The 18,749-nt window shown below is 66.5% G+C and carries 16 protein-coding genes and 1 pseudogene; 6 read left to right on the top strand and 11 right to left on the bottom strand.

Features of this window, described 5'->3' with window-relative positions; genetic code table 11:
- Positions 1–736: 736 nt before the first annotated feature.
- Positions 737–1,834, bottom strand: coding sequence for a redox-regulated ATPase YchF (ychF, locus tag OC159_RS13310; protein ID WP_265501666.1), 1,098 nt, complete (start codon positions 1,832–1,834; stop codon positions 737–739).
- 129 nt (positions 1,835–1,963) lie between these two features.
- Here ychF and trpA point away from each other — a divergent pair, with 129 nt between their 5' ends.
- The 5 genes from trpA to OC159_RS13285 all read left to right on the top strand — a co-directional run bounded on the left by trpA (position 1,964) and on the right by OC159_RS13285 (position 5,032).
- A complete protein-coding gene (gene trpA, locus OC159_RS13305; protein ID WP_265501665.1) occupies positions 1,964–2,761 on the top strand; it encodes a tryptophan synthase subunit alpha in 798 nt (265 codons plus the stop codon).
- Complete coding sequence (locus tag OC159_RS13300; protein WP_265501664.1) at positions 2,758–3,315, top strand: VOC family protein; 558 nt, start codon at positions 2,758–2,760, stop codon at positions 3,313–3,315. Before trpA ends, OC159_RS13300 begins: the two co-directional genes overlap by 4 nt.
- Positions 3,312–3,803, top strand: a complete 492-nt coding sequence (locus OC159_RS13295; RefSeq protein ID WP_265501663.1) for a GNAT family N-acetyltransferase — start codon at positions 3,312–3,314, stop codon at positions 3,801–3,803. The genes OC159_RS13300 and OC159_RS13295 overlap by 4 nt, the downstream gene beginning before the upstream one ends.
- A gap of 140 nt (positions 3,804–3,943) precedes the next feature.
- Positions 3,944–4,606, top strand: a complete 663-nt coding sequence (locus tag OC159_RS13290; RefSeq protein ID WP_265501662.1) for a molecular chaperone DjiA — start codon at positions 3,944–3,946, stop codon at positions 4,604–4,606.
- 42 nt (positions 4,607–4,648) lie between these two features.
- Positions 4,649–5,032: a hypothetical protein gene (locus tag OC159_RS13285; RefSeq protein WP_265501661.1), complete on the top strand. Its 384-nt coding sequence runs from the start codon at positions 4,649–4,651 to the stop codon at positions 5,030–5,032.
- Here the strand turns inward: OC159_RS13285 and OC159_RS13280 are convergent.
- The 9 genes from OC159_RS13280 to OC159_RS13240 form a co-directional block, all read right to left on the bottom strand.
- Positions 5,029–6,921 (bottom strand): 3'-5' exonuclease, encoded by a 1,893-nt coding sequence (locus OC159_RS13280; RefSeq protein ID WP_265501660.1) that lies wholly within the window; start codon positions 6,919–6,921, stop codon positions 5,029–5,031. The genes OC159_RS13285 and OC159_RS13280 overlap by 4 nt on opposite strands.
- Entirely contained in the window at positions 6,918–7,286 is a 369-nt protein-coding gene (locus OC159_RS13275; protein ID WP_265501659.1) for a response regulator transcription factor, read from the bottom strand. The genes OC159_RS13280 and OC159_RS13275 overlap by 4 nt, the downstream gene beginning before the upstream one ends.
- Entirely contained in the window at positions 7,279–7,782 is a 504-nt protein-coding gene (locus tag OC159_RS13270; protein ID WP_265501658.1) for a hypothetical protein, read from the bottom strand. Before OC159_RS13270 ends, OC159_RS13275 begins: the two co-directional genes overlap by 8 nt.
- Positions 7,779–9,590 carry a DUF294 nucleotidyltransferase-like domain-containing protein gene (locus tag OC159_RS13265; RefSeq protein ID WP_265501657.1) on the bottom strand — a complete coding sequence of 604 codons (1,812 nt, stop codon included), beginning with the start codon at positions 9,588–9,590 and terminating at the stop codon, positions 7,779–7,781. Before OC159_RS13265 ends, OC159_RS13270 begins: the two co-directional genes overlap by 4 nt.
- A 56-nt stretch (positions 9,591–9,646) precedes the next feature.
- Positions 9,647–11,455 (bottom strand): sodium:solute symporter family protein, encoded by a 1,809-nt coding sequence (locus OC159_RS13260; RefSeq protein ID WP_265501656.1) that lies wholly within the window; start codon positions 11,453–11,455, stop codon positions 9,647–9,649.
- 10 nt (positions 11,456–11,465) lie between these two features.
- Entirely contained in the window at positions 11,466–11,723 is a 258-nt protein-coding gene (locus OC159_RS13255) for a DUF4212 domain-containing protein (protein ID WP_265501655.1), read from the bottom strand.
- A 120-nt stretch (positions 11,724–11,843) separates the two neighbouring features.
- Positions 11,844–13,799: an acetate--CoA ligase gene (gene acs / locus OC159_RS13250; protein ID WP_265501654.1), complete on the bottom strand. Its 1,956-nt coding sequence runs from the start codon at positions 13,797–13,799 to the stop codon at positions 11,844–11,846.
- A gap of 231 nt (positions 13,800–14,030) precedes the next feature.
- Positions 14,031–16,325 (bottom strand): glycosyl hydrolase family 28-related protein, encoded by a 2,295-nt coding sequence (locus OC159_RS13245; protein WP_265501653.1) that lies wholly within the window; start codon positions 16,323–16,325, stop codon positions 14,031–14,033.
- Between the two features lie 140 nt (positions 16,326–16,465).
- The gene (locus OC159_RS13240; protein ID WP_265501652.1) at positions 16,466–18,049 is read right to left on the bottom strand and encodes a lysine--tRNA ligase; all 1,584 of its coding nucleotides are present in this window, start codon (positions 18,047–18,049) and stop codon (positions 16,466–16,468) included.
- A gap of 88 nt (positions 18,050–18,137) precedes the next feature.
- Here OC159_RS13240 and OC159_RS13235 point away from each other — a divergent pair, with 88 nt between their 5' ends.
- A complete protein-coding gene (locus tag OC159_RS13235) occupies positions 18,138–18,560 on the top strand; it encodes a tellurite resistance TerB family protein (RefSeq protein ID WP_265501651.1) in 423 nt (140 codons plus the stop codon).
- Between the two features lie 48 nt (positions 18,561–18,608).
- On the opposite strand, the pseudogene OC159_RS13230 reads toward OC159_RS13235, so the two are convergent.
- A pseudogene (locus OC159_RS13230) lies at positions 18,609–18,749 on the bottom strand (IS630-like element ISSpo6 family transposase); the annotation flags it as partial.

The following is an 18,749-nucleotide window of genomic DNA, read 5'->3' as shown; positions in this document are numbered from 1 at the left end:
GAGCAGACCAACTCCATGCTGACGGACCATGCCGGGACGCAGGGCATCCCTAAGCCGCACCGACGGAGCCAAGCACCAGCAAATGCATCTGTCAACGCCGTCATCGACGCTTCGCCCGGAATGGCTCGACTTGCACGTTTTTCGGCCCACCGAGAGGTGCAGGAAGCCCTTACCGAGTGACTGAGGGTGTACGACCGGACGTCCCACTGCAGTCAGTGGAAGGTTTGCTTCTGACGAGAGATGAAGACGCTTGAAAATCGTTTCGTCTCTCCCTGTGGCGAATCGAGAGTCGTAGGGGGTCGAGTTGAAATGTGCTTCCGATGGGCACCTGCATCTTTGGTGCAACATCCTGGTGACCAGATGCTCGATCGCGAGTGACATGCGGGCAAGAGCGATGAGCCAGCTCAGCAGCTTGTCCTTGGTGTTCCGCCAAAGGACACGTTGGCAGCGCACGAACGGCCGAGCATCCAGATGGCGATGCTGGATACTGCTGCGAAAGCCTGGTGTCCCGATCAGTCACCTGCGGGGCTTGGCCGTTGGGCCAGTCCTTCCTGATGGGCGTTCGTCGACGACATCTCGGGACGATGCGCCGTCCCCGAGGCCCGGGAAAACTCATCTGCCAGCATGCCGGCAGGGGGTAAGCGACGCAGCCGCCATTTCCCACTTATCCAGGCGCGACTGGTGAACTTTCCCTCTGGCGCACTAAGAACCGGGCCATCGCGAAGCGAATGGCGGGTCAGCTGCTGAACAGGAAATGCAGGACGTCGCCATCCTTGACCTCGTAGGTCTTGCCCTCGATGCGCAGCTTGCCGGCCTCGCGGGCGCCGGCTTCGCCCTTGCCGGCGACATAGTCGTCATAGGCGATGGTCTCGCTGCGGATGAAGCCCTTTTCGAAGTCGCCGTGGATCACGCCGGCGGCCTGAGGGGCAAGGGTGCCGCGCGTGATGGTCCAGGCGCGCGCTTCCTTGGGGCCGACGGTGAAATAGGTCTGCAGGCCCAGAAGCTCGTATCCGGCGCGGATCAGGCGGTCGAGACCCGGCTCGTCCAGGCCCATTTCGCCCAGGAACATCGCCGCTTCCTCGGCGTCGAGCTGGCTGATCTCTTCCTCGATCCGGGCCGAGATCACGACATGGCCCGCGCCCTGCGCCCGCGCCATCTCCTCGACCTTGGCCGACAGCGCATTTCCGGTCGCGGCCTCGTCCTCGGCGACGTTGCAGACGAAGAGAACCGGCTTCGCCGTCAGCAGCTGCAGCATGTTCCAGGCCTTGAGGTCATCCTCGGCCACGGTGACGGTGCGCGCGGGCTGCCCGGCCTCCAGCACGGCCAGGGCCTGCTTCAGCAGGCGTTCCTGGGCCACGGCCTCCTTGTCGCCGCCCTTCAGCTTGCGGGCGATGTTGGCCAGGCGGCGCTCGATCGACTCCATGTCGGCGATCATCAGCTCGGTCTCGATCACCTCGGCATCGGCGATGGGATCGACGCGCCCCTCGACATGGGTCACGTCGCCGTCCTCGAAGCAGCGCAGCACATGGGCGATGGCGTCGACCTCGCGGATGTTGGCCAGGAACTGGTTGCCCAGGCCCTCACCCTTGCTGGCGCCTTTGACAAGGCCCGCGATGTCCACGAAGGTGATCCGCGTCGGGATGATCTGCTTGCTGCCCGCGATCTGCGCCAGCGTGTCCAGCCGACGGTCGGGAACGGCAACCTCGCCCACGTTGGGCTCGATCGTGCAGAAGGGAAAGTTCGCGGCCTGCGCGGCGGCCGTCTTCGTCAGCGCGTTGAACAGCGTGGACTTGCCGACGTTCGGCAGCCCGACGATCCCCATCCGAAAGCCCATGACAGCACCCTTTCCCGTCTGAAACACGCGCGTCTGTTACGCGTCCCGCAGCCCCAAGTCCAGCCCGCGCCCGATTGCACTGGTCCCCCATGCGGGCTAGTGCTGGGCGCACGAGATGCGGGGACGGACATGACCAGGATAGATGACAGGTTCCAGGCGCTGAAGGCCGAGGGGAAGAAGGCGTTCGTCGCCTATATGATGGCGTCGGATCCCGACGACGACACGGCGCTGCAGATCATGCGAGGCCTGCCCGGCGCGGGCGTCGACATCATCGAGCTGGGGATGCCCTTCACCGACCCCATGGCCGATGGACCGACCATTCAGGCCGCAGGCCAGCGCGCGCTTGCGAACGGCGGCAGCGTCAGCCGGACGCTGGACATGCTGCGCGCCTTCCGGGCCGAGGACACGACCACGCCCGTTGTGCTGATGGGCTACTACAACCCGATCTACGCTCGGAAGGGCGGCGTCACCCAGTTCCTGGCGGACGCGGCCGAGGCTGGCGTCGACGGGCTGATCATCGTGGACCTGCCGCCGGAGGAGGACGCCGAGCTGTGCGTGCCTGCCGCGAAGGCCGGGCTGAACTTCATCCGCCTGGCGACGCCGACCACCGATGACCGGCGCCTGCCCGCTGTGGTCAAGAACACGTCGGGCTTCGTCTACTACGTCAGCGTCACCGGCATCACCGGCGGTCCCGCCGCCAGCGCGGCGGATGTCGCACCCGAGGTTGCGCGCATCCGGGCGGCCGCAAATCTGCCGGTCGTCGTGGGCTTCGGTATCTCGACCCCGGACGCGGCGCAGGCCATCGCCTCGGTCGCTGACGGCTGCGTGGTGGGAAGCGCCATCGTCAAGCAGATCGGCGAAGGCCGCCCGGTCGCCGAGATCCTGGATTTCGTCCGAGATCTTGCCGCGGGCGCGCACCGGGGATGAACCTCGCCTTCGACCACCTGGCCGTCGGTGCCCGCTCTCTCGATGAGGGTGCGGACTGGGTGCGGGCCAGGCTGGGGGTCGATCTGGAACCGGGTGGCAGACATCCGGGCCGTGGCACGCACAACATGCTGCTGTCGCTTGGCCCGCACGAGTATCTGGAGCTGATTGCCCCCGACCCGTTGTCTGATGCACCGCCGCAGTGGTTCGGGCTGGCCGGTTTCGACGGCCCGCCCCGGCTGGCGGGATGGGTGGCGCGCGCGACGCCGCTTGCCGCCCCGCCCGGGACCCGCGTCATCGAGGCCGCGCGGGGCGATCTGCGCTGGCGGATCACCCTGCCGGACGCGGGACAGATGGCGGGGGGCGGCGCACAGCCGATGCTGATCGACTGGGGCACGGGTCCGTATCCCGCCGAACGGCTGCCCGACCGGGGGATCCGGCTGTCGCGGCTGGCGCTGCCGCTGGACGCGCTCGACATCGGCGACAGCCGTGTGGTGCTGCGTGCGTCTCGCATGACAGCCACGCTGAGCGTCGGCAAGCAAGAGGTGACGCTGTGATCCTGCGCGACGCCACGGCCGCCGATGTGCCGGGTATCGCGCGGATCTGGAACCCGATCGTCCGCGACACCGCCATCACCTTCTGGCCGACCGCACGCGGCGAGGCCGAGATCGCCGCCCTGGTCGCAGACCGCCAAGCGTCGGGCCATGCCTTTCTGGTCGCCGATGATGGCGGCATCGCGGGCTTTGGGACCTATACGCAGTTCCGCAGCGGCGGCGGCTACGCGCGCAGCCAGGAACACACGCTCTACATGGCACCGGACCGGCAGGGCCGCGGCACCGGCCGGCTGCTGTTGCGCGGGCTGGAGGATCACGCACGGGCGCGCGGGCACAGGCTGATGGTGGGCGGCATCACCGGGTCGAACACGGGCTCGATCGCGTTTCATGCCGCGATGGGGTATTCCCATTGGGGTCGCATCCCGGATGCGGGCTGGAAGTTCGGCCAATATCACGACCTTGTGCTGATGGGACGCGCCTTGGCGCCCTGAACTGGCGCGGGGGCGTCAATGCGCCCCTATCGTCCGGCAGCGTTCGACGGTAATCTGAGGGCATGGATTGCTGCGCCACGCCCGAACATTGCACCGGACCCTGCCCCGCCCTGCCCCGCCCCCGAAGCTTCTGGCAACGGATGGCCGACAGGGTGGCCGCGTTCCTGTGGACGAATCATCCCGCGACGCCTCCCGAACGCTCGGTCGCGTTCACCATCGCGGTTATCGCGCTGGGTGCTAAGCTGGCAAAGGTCGACGGTGCCGTGGCGCGGTCCGAGGTTTCGGCCTTCCGCCGCGTCTTCATCATCCCCCGCTCCGAGGAGAAGAACGCCGCTCGCGTCTTCGACTTGGCGCGGCAGGACGTCGCGGGTTTCGATGCTTGGGCGCGGCGCATCGCGGCGATGTTCAAGCCGGGCGATCCGGTGCTTCTGGACGTGGTCGAGGGGCTGTTCGTCATTGCCGTCGCCGACGGCCGCCTGCACGAGGCCGAGATCCTGTTCCTGGACGAGGTCGGGCGAATCTTCGGGCTGGAGCCCAGGCAGATCGCCGACCTGCGGCGTCGGCATGATCCCCGCTCGGACTGCCCGCCCTGCGAGCTTCTGGGCGTGACGCCCGACACCCCTCTGCCCGAGGCCCGCAAGCGCTGGCGCCAGCTTGTCCGAGAGAACCACCCGGACCACGCCATCGGCCGCGGCTTGCCCGCCGAGGCGGTTCGCCTGGCCGAGGTTCGCACCCGCCGCCTGAACGAGGCGTGGGAGCGCTTCCGCGCCATGCACGAGGGCGGCCGGCAAGGCCTCGCCTGAAAGCATCTTGCGCCTGGGACGCGCGCTGCCCATCTTCGGGACATGAAAAGACATCTCGGCCCCCTGATCCTGGCCCTTTCGCTTGGTGCCGCGCCTGCCGTCGCGCAGGACGAGCCCGGCTTTTTCGAACGCGGCATCACCGGCTTCATGCAGCAGTTCTTCGAGGACACCGGTCCCGAGGGCGGCCAGATCGCCCGAGACCTTGCGACGGCGCTCGACCAGATGGGCCCGGTGCTGCGGGACATGGCGGCGCTTGTCGACGACATCAGCAACTATCACGCACCCGAACGGCTTGAGAATGGGGACATCCTGATCCGCCGGCGCGAGGGCGCGCCACCGCCCCCGGACCTGGGCGAGGACGAACCGGCACCCGACAGCGGCGCCGGCGTGCCGGTCGATCCGGATTCGCCGCAGATCGCGCTCTAGGCGGACCGGTTTGCGTCGCCGATCAGGCGGCGGTGGGTGCGGGCCTTGGCCACGGCATCCTCGAAGGTCACGATACCCTTGGCGGAAAGCGCGGGAATCAGGCGCAGGAAAGCCTCGGCGGTGGCGATGGTGTCACCCATTGCGGTATGGCGGGCCTCTGGCGGGATGACGATCCCCAGCCGGTCCGTCAGCGCATCCAAGGTGTGAACCGCCGACTGGCCCCAGATCATCGCTGACAGCAGCACCGTGTCCAGCACACGGTTGTCGAACCGCACACCGGTTTCCGCCACGCCGCGGCGCAGGAAGCCCATGTCGAAGGGCGCGTTGTGGGCGACGAGGACGCTGTCGTCGCAAAAGTGCCGGAACGTGGCCAGCGCCTCTGGCAGGGTGGGCGCCCCGGCCACCGCCCTGTCGTCGATCCCGTGGATCGCTGTCGAGGCCGGCGGGATCGCGCGGCCGGGATTGACGAGCGTCTCGAACCGCTCGCCCGTCAGGCGGCCGCGCACCAGTCGCAGCCCGGCGATCTGGACGATCCGGTCCGCCTCGGTCAGCCCCGTCGTCTCGGTATCGAAGACCACGCAGGTCAGGTCCGCCAGCCGCGTCGACCCAAGGCTGCGCGCCGGCAGGTCGAAGTCATAGGTGACGCCGCTCTCCCCCTCCTGCGCCTCGGCGATGGAGAGGGGCATGACAAGCCGCGCGGTCGCGCCCTGCACCTCGGGCCAGATGCCGGTGTCGTGTGCGGCCAGGATCTGGGCCCCGCTCATGTCGGGCTGGCCGGGATCAGGCGCGTGCTGCAACCAGCCGTCCAGCATGTCGACCGGGACGGGCGGCCCCTGCCACTCCAGCGCCAGCTGCATCCCGTCGGGCCGATCGGGATGAAAGGCGATCCTTGTCTCGTGCCCCTGTGTCCGAAGCCGCGCGTCCAGCGCCTGAAGAAGCGCGTTCAGCGATGCCGCGTCGGCGCGCAAGCTGACATCCGGAAGGGGCGCGTCGGCCTGCAATCCGGCCGCGAGTTCGCGTGTCCCCGCCGCTGCCCGTTCGCCCCCCGAGATCGCGTCCGAGAGCCTGCGCGTCGCGGCGGCCAAGCCTTGCCCCTCGTCCCGGATCGCCCGCGCCAGCGCCGGAGGGATCGGCCCGTCCAGCGCCTCGAGCATGGGGACCAGCGTCGCCGCATGACGGCGCAGCGCCTCGACCGCTTCGCGCGGGACGGGCGGCGGACAGTGATCGCGCAGGATCAGCAGCTGCCCGCCGTCGATGCGGCGCAGGCGACCTGACAGGCGGATGCCCTTGGCCGCCATGCACGTCAGGTCGGTCGCGGGCGCGCCGGCCTGCAGCCGATCCTGCGCGGCCCGCAAGGCCCCCGCATTCAGGTGCCGGTCCAGCATCCGGTCCAGCCCCAGGCCCGGCAAAAGGCGCGTGGCGCTGGCATTGTAGAAGACGACGCGCCCCTGCGGGTCCGTCAGAACCGCGCCAGCCCCGATATCCGCCAGAATCGATTCGAGGCCCTGCTTCTCGCGCGACAGGTTGGCGGCATGGAGCGCCACGGCCTCGGCCAGCGCCTCGTCCGACCTTGCGCGTGCGCGGACGGCATCGACCGCAGCGGCGCCAAGATCGGCCAGATAGGCGGCCGCTGCCGGATCGGGCGCTTGGCCGGTCCGCAAGGCCCCCGCCAGCATCTCGACCGGTCGGGCCAGGTTGCGGTCGAACAGGTACCAGAGGCCGATGATCACCCCCGCCAGTCCGAACCCCGCCAGCATCGCAGCCTGCACGAGTGCATCCGTCCCCCCCAGCGCGACGCGCCAGAGGGCCAGCCCGGCCACGACCAGCGACAGCGCCAGAAGCGCCCCGAACATCGCGAGGATGCGCTGACGCAAGGACAGGCGGCTCATGCCGTGTCCAGAAGGCGCGCCATCTCGGCCCGTAGTTCGGCCAGTTCGAAGGGTTTGGCGATGAAGCCGTCGGCACCTAGCGCCAGTCCCTTGCGCCGTTCGACCACCGATCCCCGCGCCGTCATCATCAGCACCCTGACGGCGGCCAGGTCGGGATCTGCGCGCACGTCCTGCACGATCTGATAGCCCGAGACCTCGGGCAGCATCACGTCAAGCAGGACGAGGTCGGGGCGCGTTTGGCGGATGCGGGCGACGGCGCCCTTGCCGGTCGCCAGCCGGTCGTGGCGGTGGCCGTCCCGCGTCAGCAGGAAGTCCAGCGCCGTGGCGATGTTGTCCTCGTCCTCGATGACCAGGATGTCAGCCATCCGCCCCTCCCCCATCGCAGACGGCCGCGAAGGCGGGATCGCCCGTGGCTGCCGTCCAGTCGCCGCGTGCCGGGCGGATGCGCCCGCCCGCGCAGTCGAACTCCTGCGGAACGATCACGGTCTGGCCGCGACGTTCCACCAGCATGATCGGCGCGCGCCGCGTTCCGGCTTCGCCGTCGGTGATCTGGTCCGGGTCCAGCGCCGCGAAGCGCACGGCCACCGGCGCCAGATAGGTCCAGGGCGCCCAGGGCTGGCTGTCGCGGCCGACAACCAGTACCTGTGCGTTCTGCGGCAGCGCGTCCCGCGCCCGTCCGAACCACGCATAGTCGGCCCAGACCGAATAGCAGACCATCGCTAGCCCGATCCCCGCCGGAAGAAGCCAGGGCGCCGGCCGCAGCCCCGCCTTCCGCGTGGCGTGCAGCCCTGCATAGAGCACCGCCGCCGCGCCGATACCCACGGCGATCACGCCCAGCAGCTCAGATCCGATCCCCGTCATCCCAGCATTCCCTTTCCATGTCCCACCGCCGACTGCATGCCGCGCACGACGACAAAGGCGTCGCGCAGGTGGCTTCGTTCGAACGCCGAAAGATCGGCGGGCGAGAGGTAGTTATCCGGCTTGCGCCCCGCCCTGACCAGATGCGCCTGGTTTTCCAGCCGCGTCGTCTGGATCATGTCATAGGCCGCGATCAGGTCCCGCGCCCCGCTGGCCGAGATCACGCCCCGCGCCTCGGCCTCTTCCAGGCGGGCACGGGTGTTCACGGCGCCGATGCGCCCCTGCAGCGCATACACGCGCGCAAGGTCGGTGACCGGCACGACGCCATTGTGCTTCATGTCGACATGGTGGCGGTATTCGCCCGATCGGATCGTGGCGAAGCCGCCGATCAGGCCCAGTGGCGGGCGGTGCTTGAGGCTGTTGGCCACCATATGCGCCACGAAGATCGAGTTTCTGGAAGCAGCCTCCAGAGTATCCCGGCGCAGGTCGTCCAGCAAGGCGGCGTCACCACCGATGGCGCGCAGGTCGAACATGACCGATGCCAGCATCTGCGCCTCGGGGCTGGGATGGGCGATCCAGTCGCGGAAATAGCCGCGCCAGACATCGACCGGTTGGCACCAGCGCGGGTTCGTGGCCATCATGTCACCGGGGCAATGGACATAGCCGCAATCGTGCAGCCCGTCGCTGACCCGCCGCGCGAGGGCTTGAAACCACGGGTCCTGCGGATCGGTGCCGGGTCCCAGGATCAGGCAATTGTCCTGGTCGCTGGTGCCGGTCTGTTCCTGCCGCCCTTGGCTGCCGCAGGCGGCCCAGAGCCACGGCGCGGGCGCCGGTCCCAGATCGGCCGCCACAAGATCCAGCAGCCGACGCGTCGCAGCATCGGCGATGTCGGTGATCATCCGCGTGATGATCTCGTGCCGCTGGCCTGCCTGGACCAGCTGCACAAGCAGTTCAGGAATGCGGGCCGTGGCACGCGCCATCTGCGCCGGGCTGTCGGCCTGCGCCACGTCGCGGATCAGCCCGGCCGCCGAGACCGCCTGCACCCGCGTCAGGTCGGTCTGGCTGATCATGCCGACGAAGCGCCCATCCTCGACGACCGGAAGGTGGCCCACGCGCCGTTCCAGCATGATGTTCAGAACGTCATAGCCAAGCGCCGATGGGGCAAGCGTCACCGGATCTGCGGTCATGACCTCCGATACCGGCTGGCGCATGTCGCGTCCCTCGGCCACGACACGGGTGGTCATGTCGCGGATCGTGACAAGGCCGATCAGGCGGCCGCCCTCGGTGATCCCCAGGCTGCTGATCCGCTCGTCGCGCATCAGCTGCGCAGCCTCGATGACGGGGGTGTCGGGGGTGCAGCTGACGGGGCGATGCGACAAAAGCTCTCCGACCTTCAGCATGGCGATGTCGGCGCCCCGGTCCGCCGGACCGCAGCCCCGGTCGAAGAAGCGCGCGACACTGCGATGTTCGGCGATCAGGCGGTTCACCTCGGCCCGGGGCAGCATCAGCACGACGGCATCATCCAGCACCGTGGCGGTGGTGACCGCCACCCCGTCGCGCAGCAACCCGCGTTCGCCGAAGCTGTTGCGAGGTCCCAGCTGCGAGACGCTGTCGCCGTTGCGGTCGGTGACGGCAACACGGCCGCTCTCGATCAGGTAGAGGCCCGGCAGGCGATTGCCATAGTCATAGATGACGTCGCCGGCCGCGAACCGCCTGCGGCTGAAGGAGCCGGCGACCCGCGCCAGCTCGTCCCGCTTCAGGCTGTCATAGGGATGGACGGTGGCGATGAAGCCCAGGATGCTGTCTGACATCGCCCGTGAACCTTGCCGAAGGGATGCCGCGCCCCCATGGGGACGCGGCGGTTGCATCAATGGGCGACGGCGTCGCCGGCACCGCGCGGGACGCGGATCGATTCGACCAGCTCCTGCACATGGGCGGGCGGGCGCTGCGTCGCTTGCGACACGACATAGGCGACGACGAAGTTGATCAGCGCGCCGACCGTGCCGAACGAAGCCGGCGAGATGCCGAAGAGCCATGCGTCCGGCGTGTCGGGCAGCATGTTCGTCTCGGGAATGAAGAACCAGCCCTTGTAGGCGAAGATGTAGAGGATGGTCACCGCCATGCCCGACACCATGCCCGCGATGGCCCCTTCGCGGGTAACTCGCTTGGAGAAGATGCCCATCATCAGCACCGGGAAGATCGAGCTTGCCGCAAGGCCGAAGGCCAGCGCCACGGTCTGCGCGGCAAATCCCGGAGGGTTCAGGCCCAGGATCGTCGCCACCAGGATCGACACCGCCATCGAGATGCGCGCCGCCATCAGCTCGCCCTTTTCGCTGATGTCCGGGCGCAGGGTGCCCTTGATCAGGTCGTGCGACACCGCGCCCGAGATCGCCAGCAGCAGCCCGGCCGCCGTCGAAAGCGCCGCGGCGAGGCCGCCCGCCGCAACGACCGCGATGACCCATCCCGGCAGGTTCGCGATTTCAGGGTTCGCCAGCACCATGATGTCGTTGTTCACGGTGGTCAGCTCGTTCCCGGCCAGGTTTCGCTCGGTCGCAATGGCGGCGGCGGGGCTGTCGGGGTTGGCGTCGTTGTAGTACTGGATGCGGCCGTCGCCATTCTTGTCTTCCCACGCCAGCAGGCCGGTGGTCTGCCAGTTGCGCATCCAGGCCAGTTCGGGCGCGGTCTCGATCGCTTCCAGCGAGACCGCAGGCTCGCTGAAGGTGTCGCCTGCCTGCGCGCCCGGCCACATGGTGGCGGTCAGGTTGAAGCGCGCCATCGAACCGACCGCCGGGGCGACGGTATAGAGCAGCGCAATGAATACCAGCGCCCATCCCGCCGATTTGCGGGCGTCCGACACCTTGGGAACGGTGAAGAAGCGGATGATGACATGCGGAAGGCCCGCCGTGCCGATCATCAGCGCCAGGGTGAACAGCACCATGTCCAGGGTTGAATTGTGATGCGCCGTATATTCGCGGAAGCCCAGGTCGGTCACCACCTGGTTCAGCTTGGTCAGGAACGCGACGCCCGTCGCGTCATGCGTGCCGAACAGCCCCAGCTGCGGCAGGAAGTTCCCGGTCAGCTGCAGCGAAATGAAGATCGCCGGGATCGTGTAGGCGGTGATCAGCACGATGTACTGCGCCACCTGGGTGTAGGTGATGCCCTTCATGCCGCCCAGAACAGCGTAGCAGAATACCAGCGCCGCACCGATCCAGAGACCGGTGGAGTTCGACACCTCCAGATAGCGAGAGAAGGTCACGCCGACACCGGTCATCTGGCCGATCACATAGGTGATCGAGACGATCAGAAGGCAGATCACGCCGATGATGCGCGCGGTCCGCGAATAGAAGCGGTCGCCGATGAATTCCGGCACGGTGAACTTGCCGAACTTGCGCAGATACGGCGCCAGCAGCAGGGCAAGCAGCACATAGCCGCCCGTCCAGCCCATCAGGTAGGTAGAGTTGTCGTATCCCGTGAAGGCGATCAGGCCCGCCATCGAGATGAAGGACGCGGCCGACATCCAGTCGGCGGCCGTCGCCATGCCGTTCATCACCGGGCTGATACCGCGGTTGGCGGCATAGAATTCCGCCGTCGAGCCCGCGCGGGCCCAGATGGCGATGCCGATATACAGCGCGAAGGACGCGCCGATGACCAGCAGGTTCAGGGTAAACTGGCTCATCTGATGTTCCTCACTCGTCCACGCCGTATTCGGCGTCGAGCTTGTTCATGCGCGCCGCGTACCAGAAGATCAGCACGATGAAGACCAGGATCGACCCCTGCTGCGCGAACCAGAAGCCCAGGTCCGTGCCCCCCACCGGGATCATCGAGATCAGCGGCCGCAGGATGATGGCGAAGCCATAGGAAACCAGCGCCCAGATGGCCAGGCAGATATAGATGATGCGCAGGTTCGCCTGCCAATAGGCGTTGGAAGATTGTCTGTCACTCATGTCCTTCGGTCCCTCCCTGTTCAGACATGTCGATGGCTCCGCCCTTATCTTGTTCCTGCTCGGCGCCGGCGGATGGCGGGGCAGGCTTCGCGGGGGACCGGTACGGCCCCCCGACACGTGTCAGCCGCGGTTCATGCGGTTGGCGACCAGTTCGTCCACGACCTCGGGCTCGGCCAGGGTCGAGGTGTCGCCAAGGCTTCCGTGGTCGTTTTCCGCGATCTTGCGCAGGATGCGGCGCATGATCTTGCCGGATCGGGTCTTCGGCAGGCCCGGTGCCCACTGGATCAGGTCGGGCTTGGCGATCGGCCCGATCTCGGTACGGACCCATTTCTCCAGGTCCGCCCGCAGTTCCTCAGAGGGTTCGACGCCGTTCATCAGCGTGACATAGGCATAGATGCCCTGCCCCTTGAGGCTGTGCGGATAACCCACGACCGCCGCCTCCGCGACCTTCTCATGGGCGACCAGCGCGGATTCGACCTCGGCGGTGCCCATGCGGTGGCCGCTGACATTGATGACGTCGTCGACGCGGCCGGTGATCCAATAGTAGCCGTCCTCGTCCCGGCGGCAGCCGTCGCCGGTGAAGTAGTAGCCCGGGTACTGCTGGAAATACGCCTCCTCGAACCGCTCATGATCGCCCCACAGCGTGCGCATCTGGCCGGGCCAGCTGTCGCCGATGCAGAGCACGCCTTCGGCCGGATTGCCTTCCTGGATTTCAGCGGTGGCGGCGTCGAGGATCACCGGCTTGACGCCGAAGAACGGCACCGTGGCCGATCCGGGCTTGGCCTCGATTGCGCCCGGAAGTGGCGTGATCAGGTGGCCGCCCGTCTCGGTCTGCCACCAGGTGTCGACGATCGGGCAGCGGCCCTTGCCGACATGTTCGTTGTACCAGTTCCAGGCTTCGGGGTTGATCGGCTCTCCGACCGTGCCAAGGATGCGCAGGGACGACAGGTCATGCGCCGCGACCGGTTCGGGGCCTTTGGCCATCAGCGCGCGGATGGCGGTGGGTGCGGTATAGAACTGGGTGACCTTGTGCTTGGCGCAGACCTCCCAGAAGCGGCCGGCGTCGGGCCAGGTCGGCACGCCCTCGAACATCAGCGTCGTCGCGCCGTTGGCCAGCGGGCCATAGATGATGTAGCTGTGGCCCGTGACCCAGCCCACATCCGCGGTGCACCAGAAGACGTCGCCGTCCTTGTAGTCGAAGGTGTACTGGTGCGTCATCGCGGCAAAGGTCAGATAGCCGCCGGTCGTGTGCACGACCCCCTTGGGCTTGCCGGTCGATCCCGACGTGTACAGGATGAACAGCGGATCCTCGGCCCCCATCGGACGGGGCGGACAGTCGGGCGCGACCTGCTCCATCTGTGCCTTGACGTCGACGTCGCGACCGTCGATCCACGTCGTCTGGTCGCCGGTATGCTTGACCACCAGGCAGCGGACCTTGTCGGAACAGTGCAGCAGCGCCGCATCGGCGTTCGACTTCAGCGAGGTGCGGCGGCCGCCGCGGGGGGCGGTGTCGGCCGTGATCAGCACCTTGGCGCCGCTGTCGTTGATGCGGTTGGCCAGCGCGTCGGGCGAGAAGCCCGCGAAGACGATTGAATGGATCGCCCCGATCCGCGCGCAGGCAAGCATCGCATAGGCGGCGTCGGGGATCATCGGCAGATAGATCACCACCCGGTCGCCCCGCATCACGCCCTGGGACAGCAGCACGTTGGCGAAGCGGTTAACCTTCTCCGACAGCTGGGCATAGGTGATGTGCTGCGCCGGCGTCTTCGGGTCGTCGGGCTCGAAGATGATCGCGGTCTGGGTCGCTCGCGTCGGCAGATGGCGGTCGATGCAGTTGACCGAGGCGTTCAGGACGCCGTCCTCGAACCACTTGATGCTGACCTGTCCCAGAGTGAAGTCGGTGTTTTTAACCTTGGTGAACGGCGTGATCCAGTCCAGCCGCTTGCCTTCGTGGGCCCAGAACCCCTCGGGATCGCTGATCGATTCGTCATAGAGCCGACGATAATCCTCGGGCCTGACATGAGCGGCTTCCAGCCCCGCCGGAATCGCGTGTTTCTGCACCTGTTCGCCCGTCATGGCATCCCCCTCCTTGCAGCCAACTCGCAGCGCGGGCGGGACGGACCGGTGTCAGGCCGAAGGCGCGGCTGCGTTCGGGAAGATGTTAAGCACAAGTGAGAACTAAAGTTAAACCGTTTTTATAAAACGATTATTCTGTAAATTTATTCACGAGGATCCGCTCGATTAGTAAATAATTCACAGCACTTCGCACGGCCCAGGGTTGCCTAAGCCGTGCCTTCGACTGCGTTTCTATTGCGGCCGGTCCATCCTCGCATAGATGCAGATCCTGCCGCGCAGCGGTTGCGCCCAGGACAGGCGAATCTGCCTGCGTCCGGTGCCGACCTCGGTGGTGACCGTCGGGGCGGAGTCGACGCGCGTTCCGTTCGCCGTCACCAAGGCCGATTCGGTGACGACCGACTGGACCGACTTCGCCCAGCCCTGGAACGGCAGGCCCTGGATCACCGGCAGGGTCCACGTGCCAGAGGCGCTGGTCTGGTTGTGCTGGATCATCAGGGGGTTCGAGACATAGGTGTTGATGCCGTTGAATGTGTTCGCCTCGAACTGAACGTTGCGCATGCTGTTGTAGTTCAGGTCGGCGATGGACGTGTCGACACGGTCGATCCGTTCGACGTTCCCGTAGAGCGCCTTGAAGACGTTGCCGACCACGTTCAGGCCCTGGATGAAATGCCCGGTTCCGTGGGGCTTGATCGTGATCCAGGTGAACCAGGGGACCGTGTTCGAACAAAGGAAGGTATTCCCCGTCAGCGTCAGGCCGCCGAAGCTGTATTCGGACCCGGTGAAGTTGGGAATGGCGCTATGCTCGTTCGTCCATTCAATCGAGGCGTTGTCGACATAGTTCGCCGTCACGGTGGTCTGCACGTTCGGCTGCGTCAGCACCAGGCCCGCATAACGAAGCCCCTGCCCGGATCCGTCGCCCTGGAACCAGTGGTTCCCGGAGATGATGTGCCCGCCGCCGCAGGCCACCATGAAATGCGCGAACCGCACGAACCGGTTGTTGCGAATCTTGACGTCATTGGCGTTGACGTTGATGCCGATGGTCGTGCGGCTCTGCGCAGGCAGGTCCATGTCGTTGGACAGGAACTGGCAGTGATCGACCAGAAGGTCCTGGCAGCCACGGCCGATCGAAGTGATCCCGCGATCCCTGGGGCGGGTGATATAACAGTCGCGCAACTGCACCATTTCGCCCTTGGGGGCCAGCATCAGGGCGCTGGCGATGCCTTCGCAGCCAAAGTCGATGTCGACGAAGTTCAGCCGGTCCAGCTGACGCATCCCCGAGAAGTCGAACAGGTAGCGATAGCGCTCGAACGTGTACGTCCGCGTCGCAGCACCGCCATAGAGTGGCTGCGACAGCGACAGCGTGCCCTGCGAGATGTTCCTGCCGTTGACATAGACCTCGCGGCCGACGCCGCTGCCGATCACGCGGCTTCCGATCTCGATCTGCGCGACATTCGCGACGTTGGTCAGCACCAAGGGGTTGTTCGGGTGATAGGTGGCGACGCTGGACCAGGTGCCGGTCGTCCAGGCCGGACCCGCCTTTGCCTGGATGCCCCCGTTGCGGATCACGCGACGGTTCGAGAAAGCATCGGTCGTAGGCGCCAGTTGGTCGATCACCAGCGGCTCGTCCAGGTCGACCCGCCGCCCGCAGAGGTCCAGCGACAGGTGGTCGGTATATCCAAGCAACGCCTGAAGCGCCTTCTTCATGCCAAGCGTTTCGTCGCCGAAGGCGTCGGCATAGGTCGGAAAATCGAAGCTGCTGAGGAAGGACACGCGCGTCGCCGCAGGCGTGCTGATCCGGCCCCTGAAGCGGATCGGACTCTTGATCGACATGTCGCCCGAAATGAAGAAGCTGCCTTCTGGCACCACGACCGCCCCGCCGTTGCTTGCCGCGTCGGCCGTCAGGAACGCCTCGCGGTCGTTGGTGACCCCGTCACCCACGGCCCCGAAATCGCGCACATCGACCCAGTCCAGCAGCGACGGCACGAAGGCCGCAGTGATGTCGTCGATGCGGATCGACTCGATCCGGAAGGCGCCGCCATTCGCGCCCACGAGGTCCAGCCCGAAATGACCATAGACCGGGCGCGTCCCCCAGCCCATGTCGACGCCACGCCGCGACCCGACGCCTACGATGGCGCTGACTTCGACGATCTCGCCATAGTTGCGCATTGCCACCGTGGTTCCCGTCTCGACAAGGCCGCCCACGTGGTTCCGGGCGCCGTCGCCCGCCCAGCCTGCGATGCGAACGCTGGACAAGGCGCCAGCAACCGCCTTTACCCGCGCCGAGATGCGCAGATAGACGCCGGGGATCATCGGCGTCTCGCCCATGAAGCGCAGGCTGGTCGTGGTCTGCTGCTTGACGATCTCCAGGCAGGCGCCGAAGTCCTGATCGGCGGGAACAAGCGCGGCGTTGCCGGCCGCCGCCCATGTGGCGCTGCCCGACCGGCCGTCGGTCTGCGACCAGACGCCGAGCCCGGAACGGAACGTCGGCGGCATCAGCAAAAGCCCGTTCGTGATTGCAATGTTCATCGGCTATTCCTCCAAATCGGCAAGTCTCGCGGGCCAGGGGGCCGGACGTGATGCCGTCAGGAATAGTTGCTGAGAGGTTAACGTGCCCTGAACGGACCGTGCGCTGCAAGGGGCGCCCGCGCAACGGGCGCCGCGCCGCGTCAGGCGCCGGCAGTCAGCTTTCCAGCCAGCGCGTCCTCGATCAGGGCCCGCGTCTCGTCGATGCCATAGAGCGCGATGAAGCCCCCGAAGCGCGGTCCCTGGTCCGCCCCCAGCAGCACCTGATAAAGCGCGCTGAACCAGTCGCGCAGCGGCTCGAACCCATGCTCCTTGCCAATGGCGAAGACCATCGACTGCAGTGTCTCGGGGTCCGCAGGCTGGTCCCACGCAGCCAGGCGCGCGGCCAGATCCTCCATCGCGCGCCGCTCGACCTCGGTGGTATCGCGGAACGTCCGGGTCGGCGCGACGAAGTCCTGGAAGTACCGCAGCGCAAAGCCCGCCGCGGCATCCAGGCCCGGATGCGTTTCCGGGCTGGCGTCCGGGGCATAGCGGCGGATGAAGCCCCAGAGCCCGTCCTTGCCCGTGGCCCCCGCCACCGAGGCCAGGTTCAGCAGCATCTGGAACGGCACGACCAGGTCAGACGCCGGAACCTTGCCGCCGTGGATGTGCCACACCGGGTTGGCCAGCTGCTGTTCCGGCGTCTGGTCGGGGAAGGCGCGCAGCTGCTGGTGGTATTCGTCGACGGCCTTCGGGATGACGTCGAAATACATGCGCTTGGCCGTCTTGGGCTTCTGGTACATGAAGTACGACAGGCTTTCCGTCGACGCATAGGTCAGCCATTCGTCTATCGACAGGCCGTTGCCCTTGGACTTGCTGATCTTTTGACCGTGCTGGTCAAGGAACAGCTCGTAGGTGAAGTGCTCGGGCTTCCGGCCGCCCAGGATCTCGCAGATGCGGTCATAGATCGGCGTGTTGGTGCTGTGGTCCTTGCCGTACATCTCGAAGTCGACGTCCAGCGCAGCCCACCGGGCGCCGAAATCGGGCTTCCACTGCAGCTTCACGTTGCCGCCGGTGACCGGCAGCGTGATTTCCTCGCCGTCTTCGTCAAAGGTGATCGTGCCGTTTATGGCATCGACGTTCTTGATTGGAACGTAAAGGACCCGGCCCGTCTTGGCGCTGATCGGCAGGAAGCAGGAATAGGTCTGCTGACGTTCCTCGCGCAGCGATGCCAGCATCACCTCCATGATCTCGTCGTATTTCTCGGCCGCGCGCAGCAGGATCGCGTCGAATTGGCCGGACTTGTAATATTCGGTCGCGCTGACGAACTCGTACTCGAAGCCGAATGTGTCAAGAAAGCGCCGCAGCATCGCGTTGTTGTGGTCACCAAAGCTGTCATGCGTGCCGAACGGGTCCGGAACGGCAGTCAGGGGCAGCTGCAGATGCGCCTTGAGAAGGTCCTGCTGGGGCACGTTCTCGGGCACCTTGCGCATGCCGTCCATGTCGTCCGAAAAGCAGATCAGCCGCGTCGGAATGTCGCTGATCAGCTGGAAAGCCCGGCGGATCATGGTCGTTCGAGCAACCTCGCCGAAGGTCCCGATATGCGGCAGACCTGATGGGCCATAGCCCGTCTCGAACAGGACATACCCTTTCTCGGGGTCCTTCTTCTCATAGCGTTTCAGCACCCGGCGCGCTTCTTCGAACGGCCAGGCCTTCGATTGCATTGCGGCGTCGCGCAAGGTGGTCATGTCGCTCTCTCCTGCTCAGGGTCCGGAACGCTTATTGAATGCGCCGCGCATCGTCAATAATCTGAGCCCGAACCAGCCGGAGAGACCCATGACCATCGATCTGCCCTCCCTCAGCCCCTGCGATGCGCTGGTAGCCGTCATGGTCGCCGTGTCAGCTTCCGACAGCACGGTCCGCACGTCCGAGTTGGTGGCGATCCAGCGCATGGTCGATCACGCGCCGGTTTTCGCATCCTATGACGACGACCGCATCCGGGCCGTCAGCCAGACGGTCATGACCCTTTTCGACGACGAAGACGGTGTCGATGCCCTCATCGGCCTGATCCGCGATGCGCTGCCGGAAAAGCTGTATGAGACGGCCTACGCGCTGGCCTGCGACGTCGGCGCCGCCGACGGCCGTCTTTACGAGGGCGAGATCGTGATGCTGGCCGAGATCCGCGAACAGCTGAACATCAACCGCCTGCATGCCGCAGCGATCGAGCTGTCGGCGCGGGTCCGGCACATGACGTTCTAGAGCGGGTTGCGTCTAACCGGTCTCATATCCGGCGCCTTTAAGGAGATTTTAACGTTTCTCATCAGTGAAGAGATCACAGACCTGCCCGACAACTTGCCATAGAGCCTCATAGTTTCGGGCGGCGGTTCTCCTGATCAGTGCCTTGAGCTTTGCGAAGGCCATCTCGACGGGGTTCAGATCCCGGCTGTA

The sequence above is a fragment of the Paracoccus beibuensis genome, assembly GCF_026162625.1.
Lineage (GTDB): Bacteria > Pseudomonadota > Alphaproteobacteria > Rhodobacterales > Rhodobacteraceae > Paracoccus > Paracoccus beibuensis.
Note: the sequence above shows the minus strand (reverse complement) of the source record. Positions and strands in the feature narration are given on the sequence as shown.

What these genes read in the sequence shown, in the direction of transcription:
- ychF (WP_265501666.1), bottom strand. Translation starts at nt 1,834, where the DNA reads ATGGGCTTTCGGATGGGGATCGTCGGGCTGCCGAACGTCGGCAAGTCC.
- trpA (WP_265501665.1), top strand. Translation starts at nt 1,964, where the DNA reads ATGACCAGGATAGATGACAGGTTCCAGGCGCTGAAGGCCGAGGGGAAG.
- OC159_RS13300 (WP_265501664.1), top strand. Translation starts at nt 2,758, where the DNA reads ATGAACCTCGCCTTCGACCACCTGGCCGTCGGTGCCCGCTCTCTCGAT.
- OC159_RS13290 (WP_265501662.1), top strand. Translation starts at nt 3,944, where the DNA reads ATGGCCGACAGGGTGGCCGCGTTCCTGTGGACGAATCATCCCGCGACG.
- OC159_RS13285 (WP_265501661.1), top strand. Translation starts at nt 4,649, where the DNA reads ATGAAAAGACATCTCGGCCCCCTGATCCTGGCCCTTTCGCTTGGTGCC.
- OC159_RS13280 (WP_265501660.1), bottom strand. Translation starts at nt 6,921, where the DNA reads ATGAGCCGCCTGTCCTTGCGTCAGCGCATCCTCGCGATGTTCGGGGCG.
- OC159_RS13275 (WP_265501659.1), bottom strand. Translation starts at nt 7,286, where the DNA reads ATGGCTGACATCCTGGTCATCGAGGACGAGGACAACATCGCCACGGCG.
- OC159_RS13270 (WP_265501658.1), bottom strand. Translation starts at nt 7,782, where the DNA reads ATGACGGGGATCGGATCTGAGCTGCTGGGCGTGATCGCCGTGGGTATC.
- OC159_RS13265 (WP_265501657.1), bottom strand. Translation starts at nt 9,590, where the DNA reads ATGTCAGACAGCATCCTGGGCTTCATCGCCACCGTCCATCCCTATGAC.
- OC159_RS13260 (WP_265501656.1), bottom strand. Translation starts at nt 11,455, where the DNA reads ATGAGCCAGTTTACCCTGAACCTGCTGGTCATCGGCGCGTCCTTCGCG.
- OC159_RS13255 (WP_265501655.1), bottom strand. Translation starts at nt 11,723, where the DNA reads ATGAGTGACAGACAATCTTCCAACGCCTATTGGCAGGCGAACCTGCGC.
- acs (WP_265501654.1), bottom strand. Translation starts at nt 13,799, where the DNA reads ATGACGGGCGAACAGGTGCAGAAACACGCGATTCCGGCGGGGCTGGAA.
- OC159_RS13245 (WP_265501653.1), bottom strand. Translation starts at nt 16,325, where the DNA reads ATGAACATTGCAATCACGAACGGGCTTTTGCTGATGCCGCCGACGTTC.
- OC159_RS13240 (WP_265501652.1), bottom strand. Translation starts at nt 18,049, where the DNA reads ATGACCACCTTGCGCGACGCCGCAATGCAATCGAAGGCCTGGCCGTTC.
- OC159_RS13235 (WP_265501651.1), top strand. Translation starts at nt 18,138, where the DNA reads ATGACCATCGATCTGCCCTCCCTCAGCCCCTGCGATGCGCTGGTAGCC.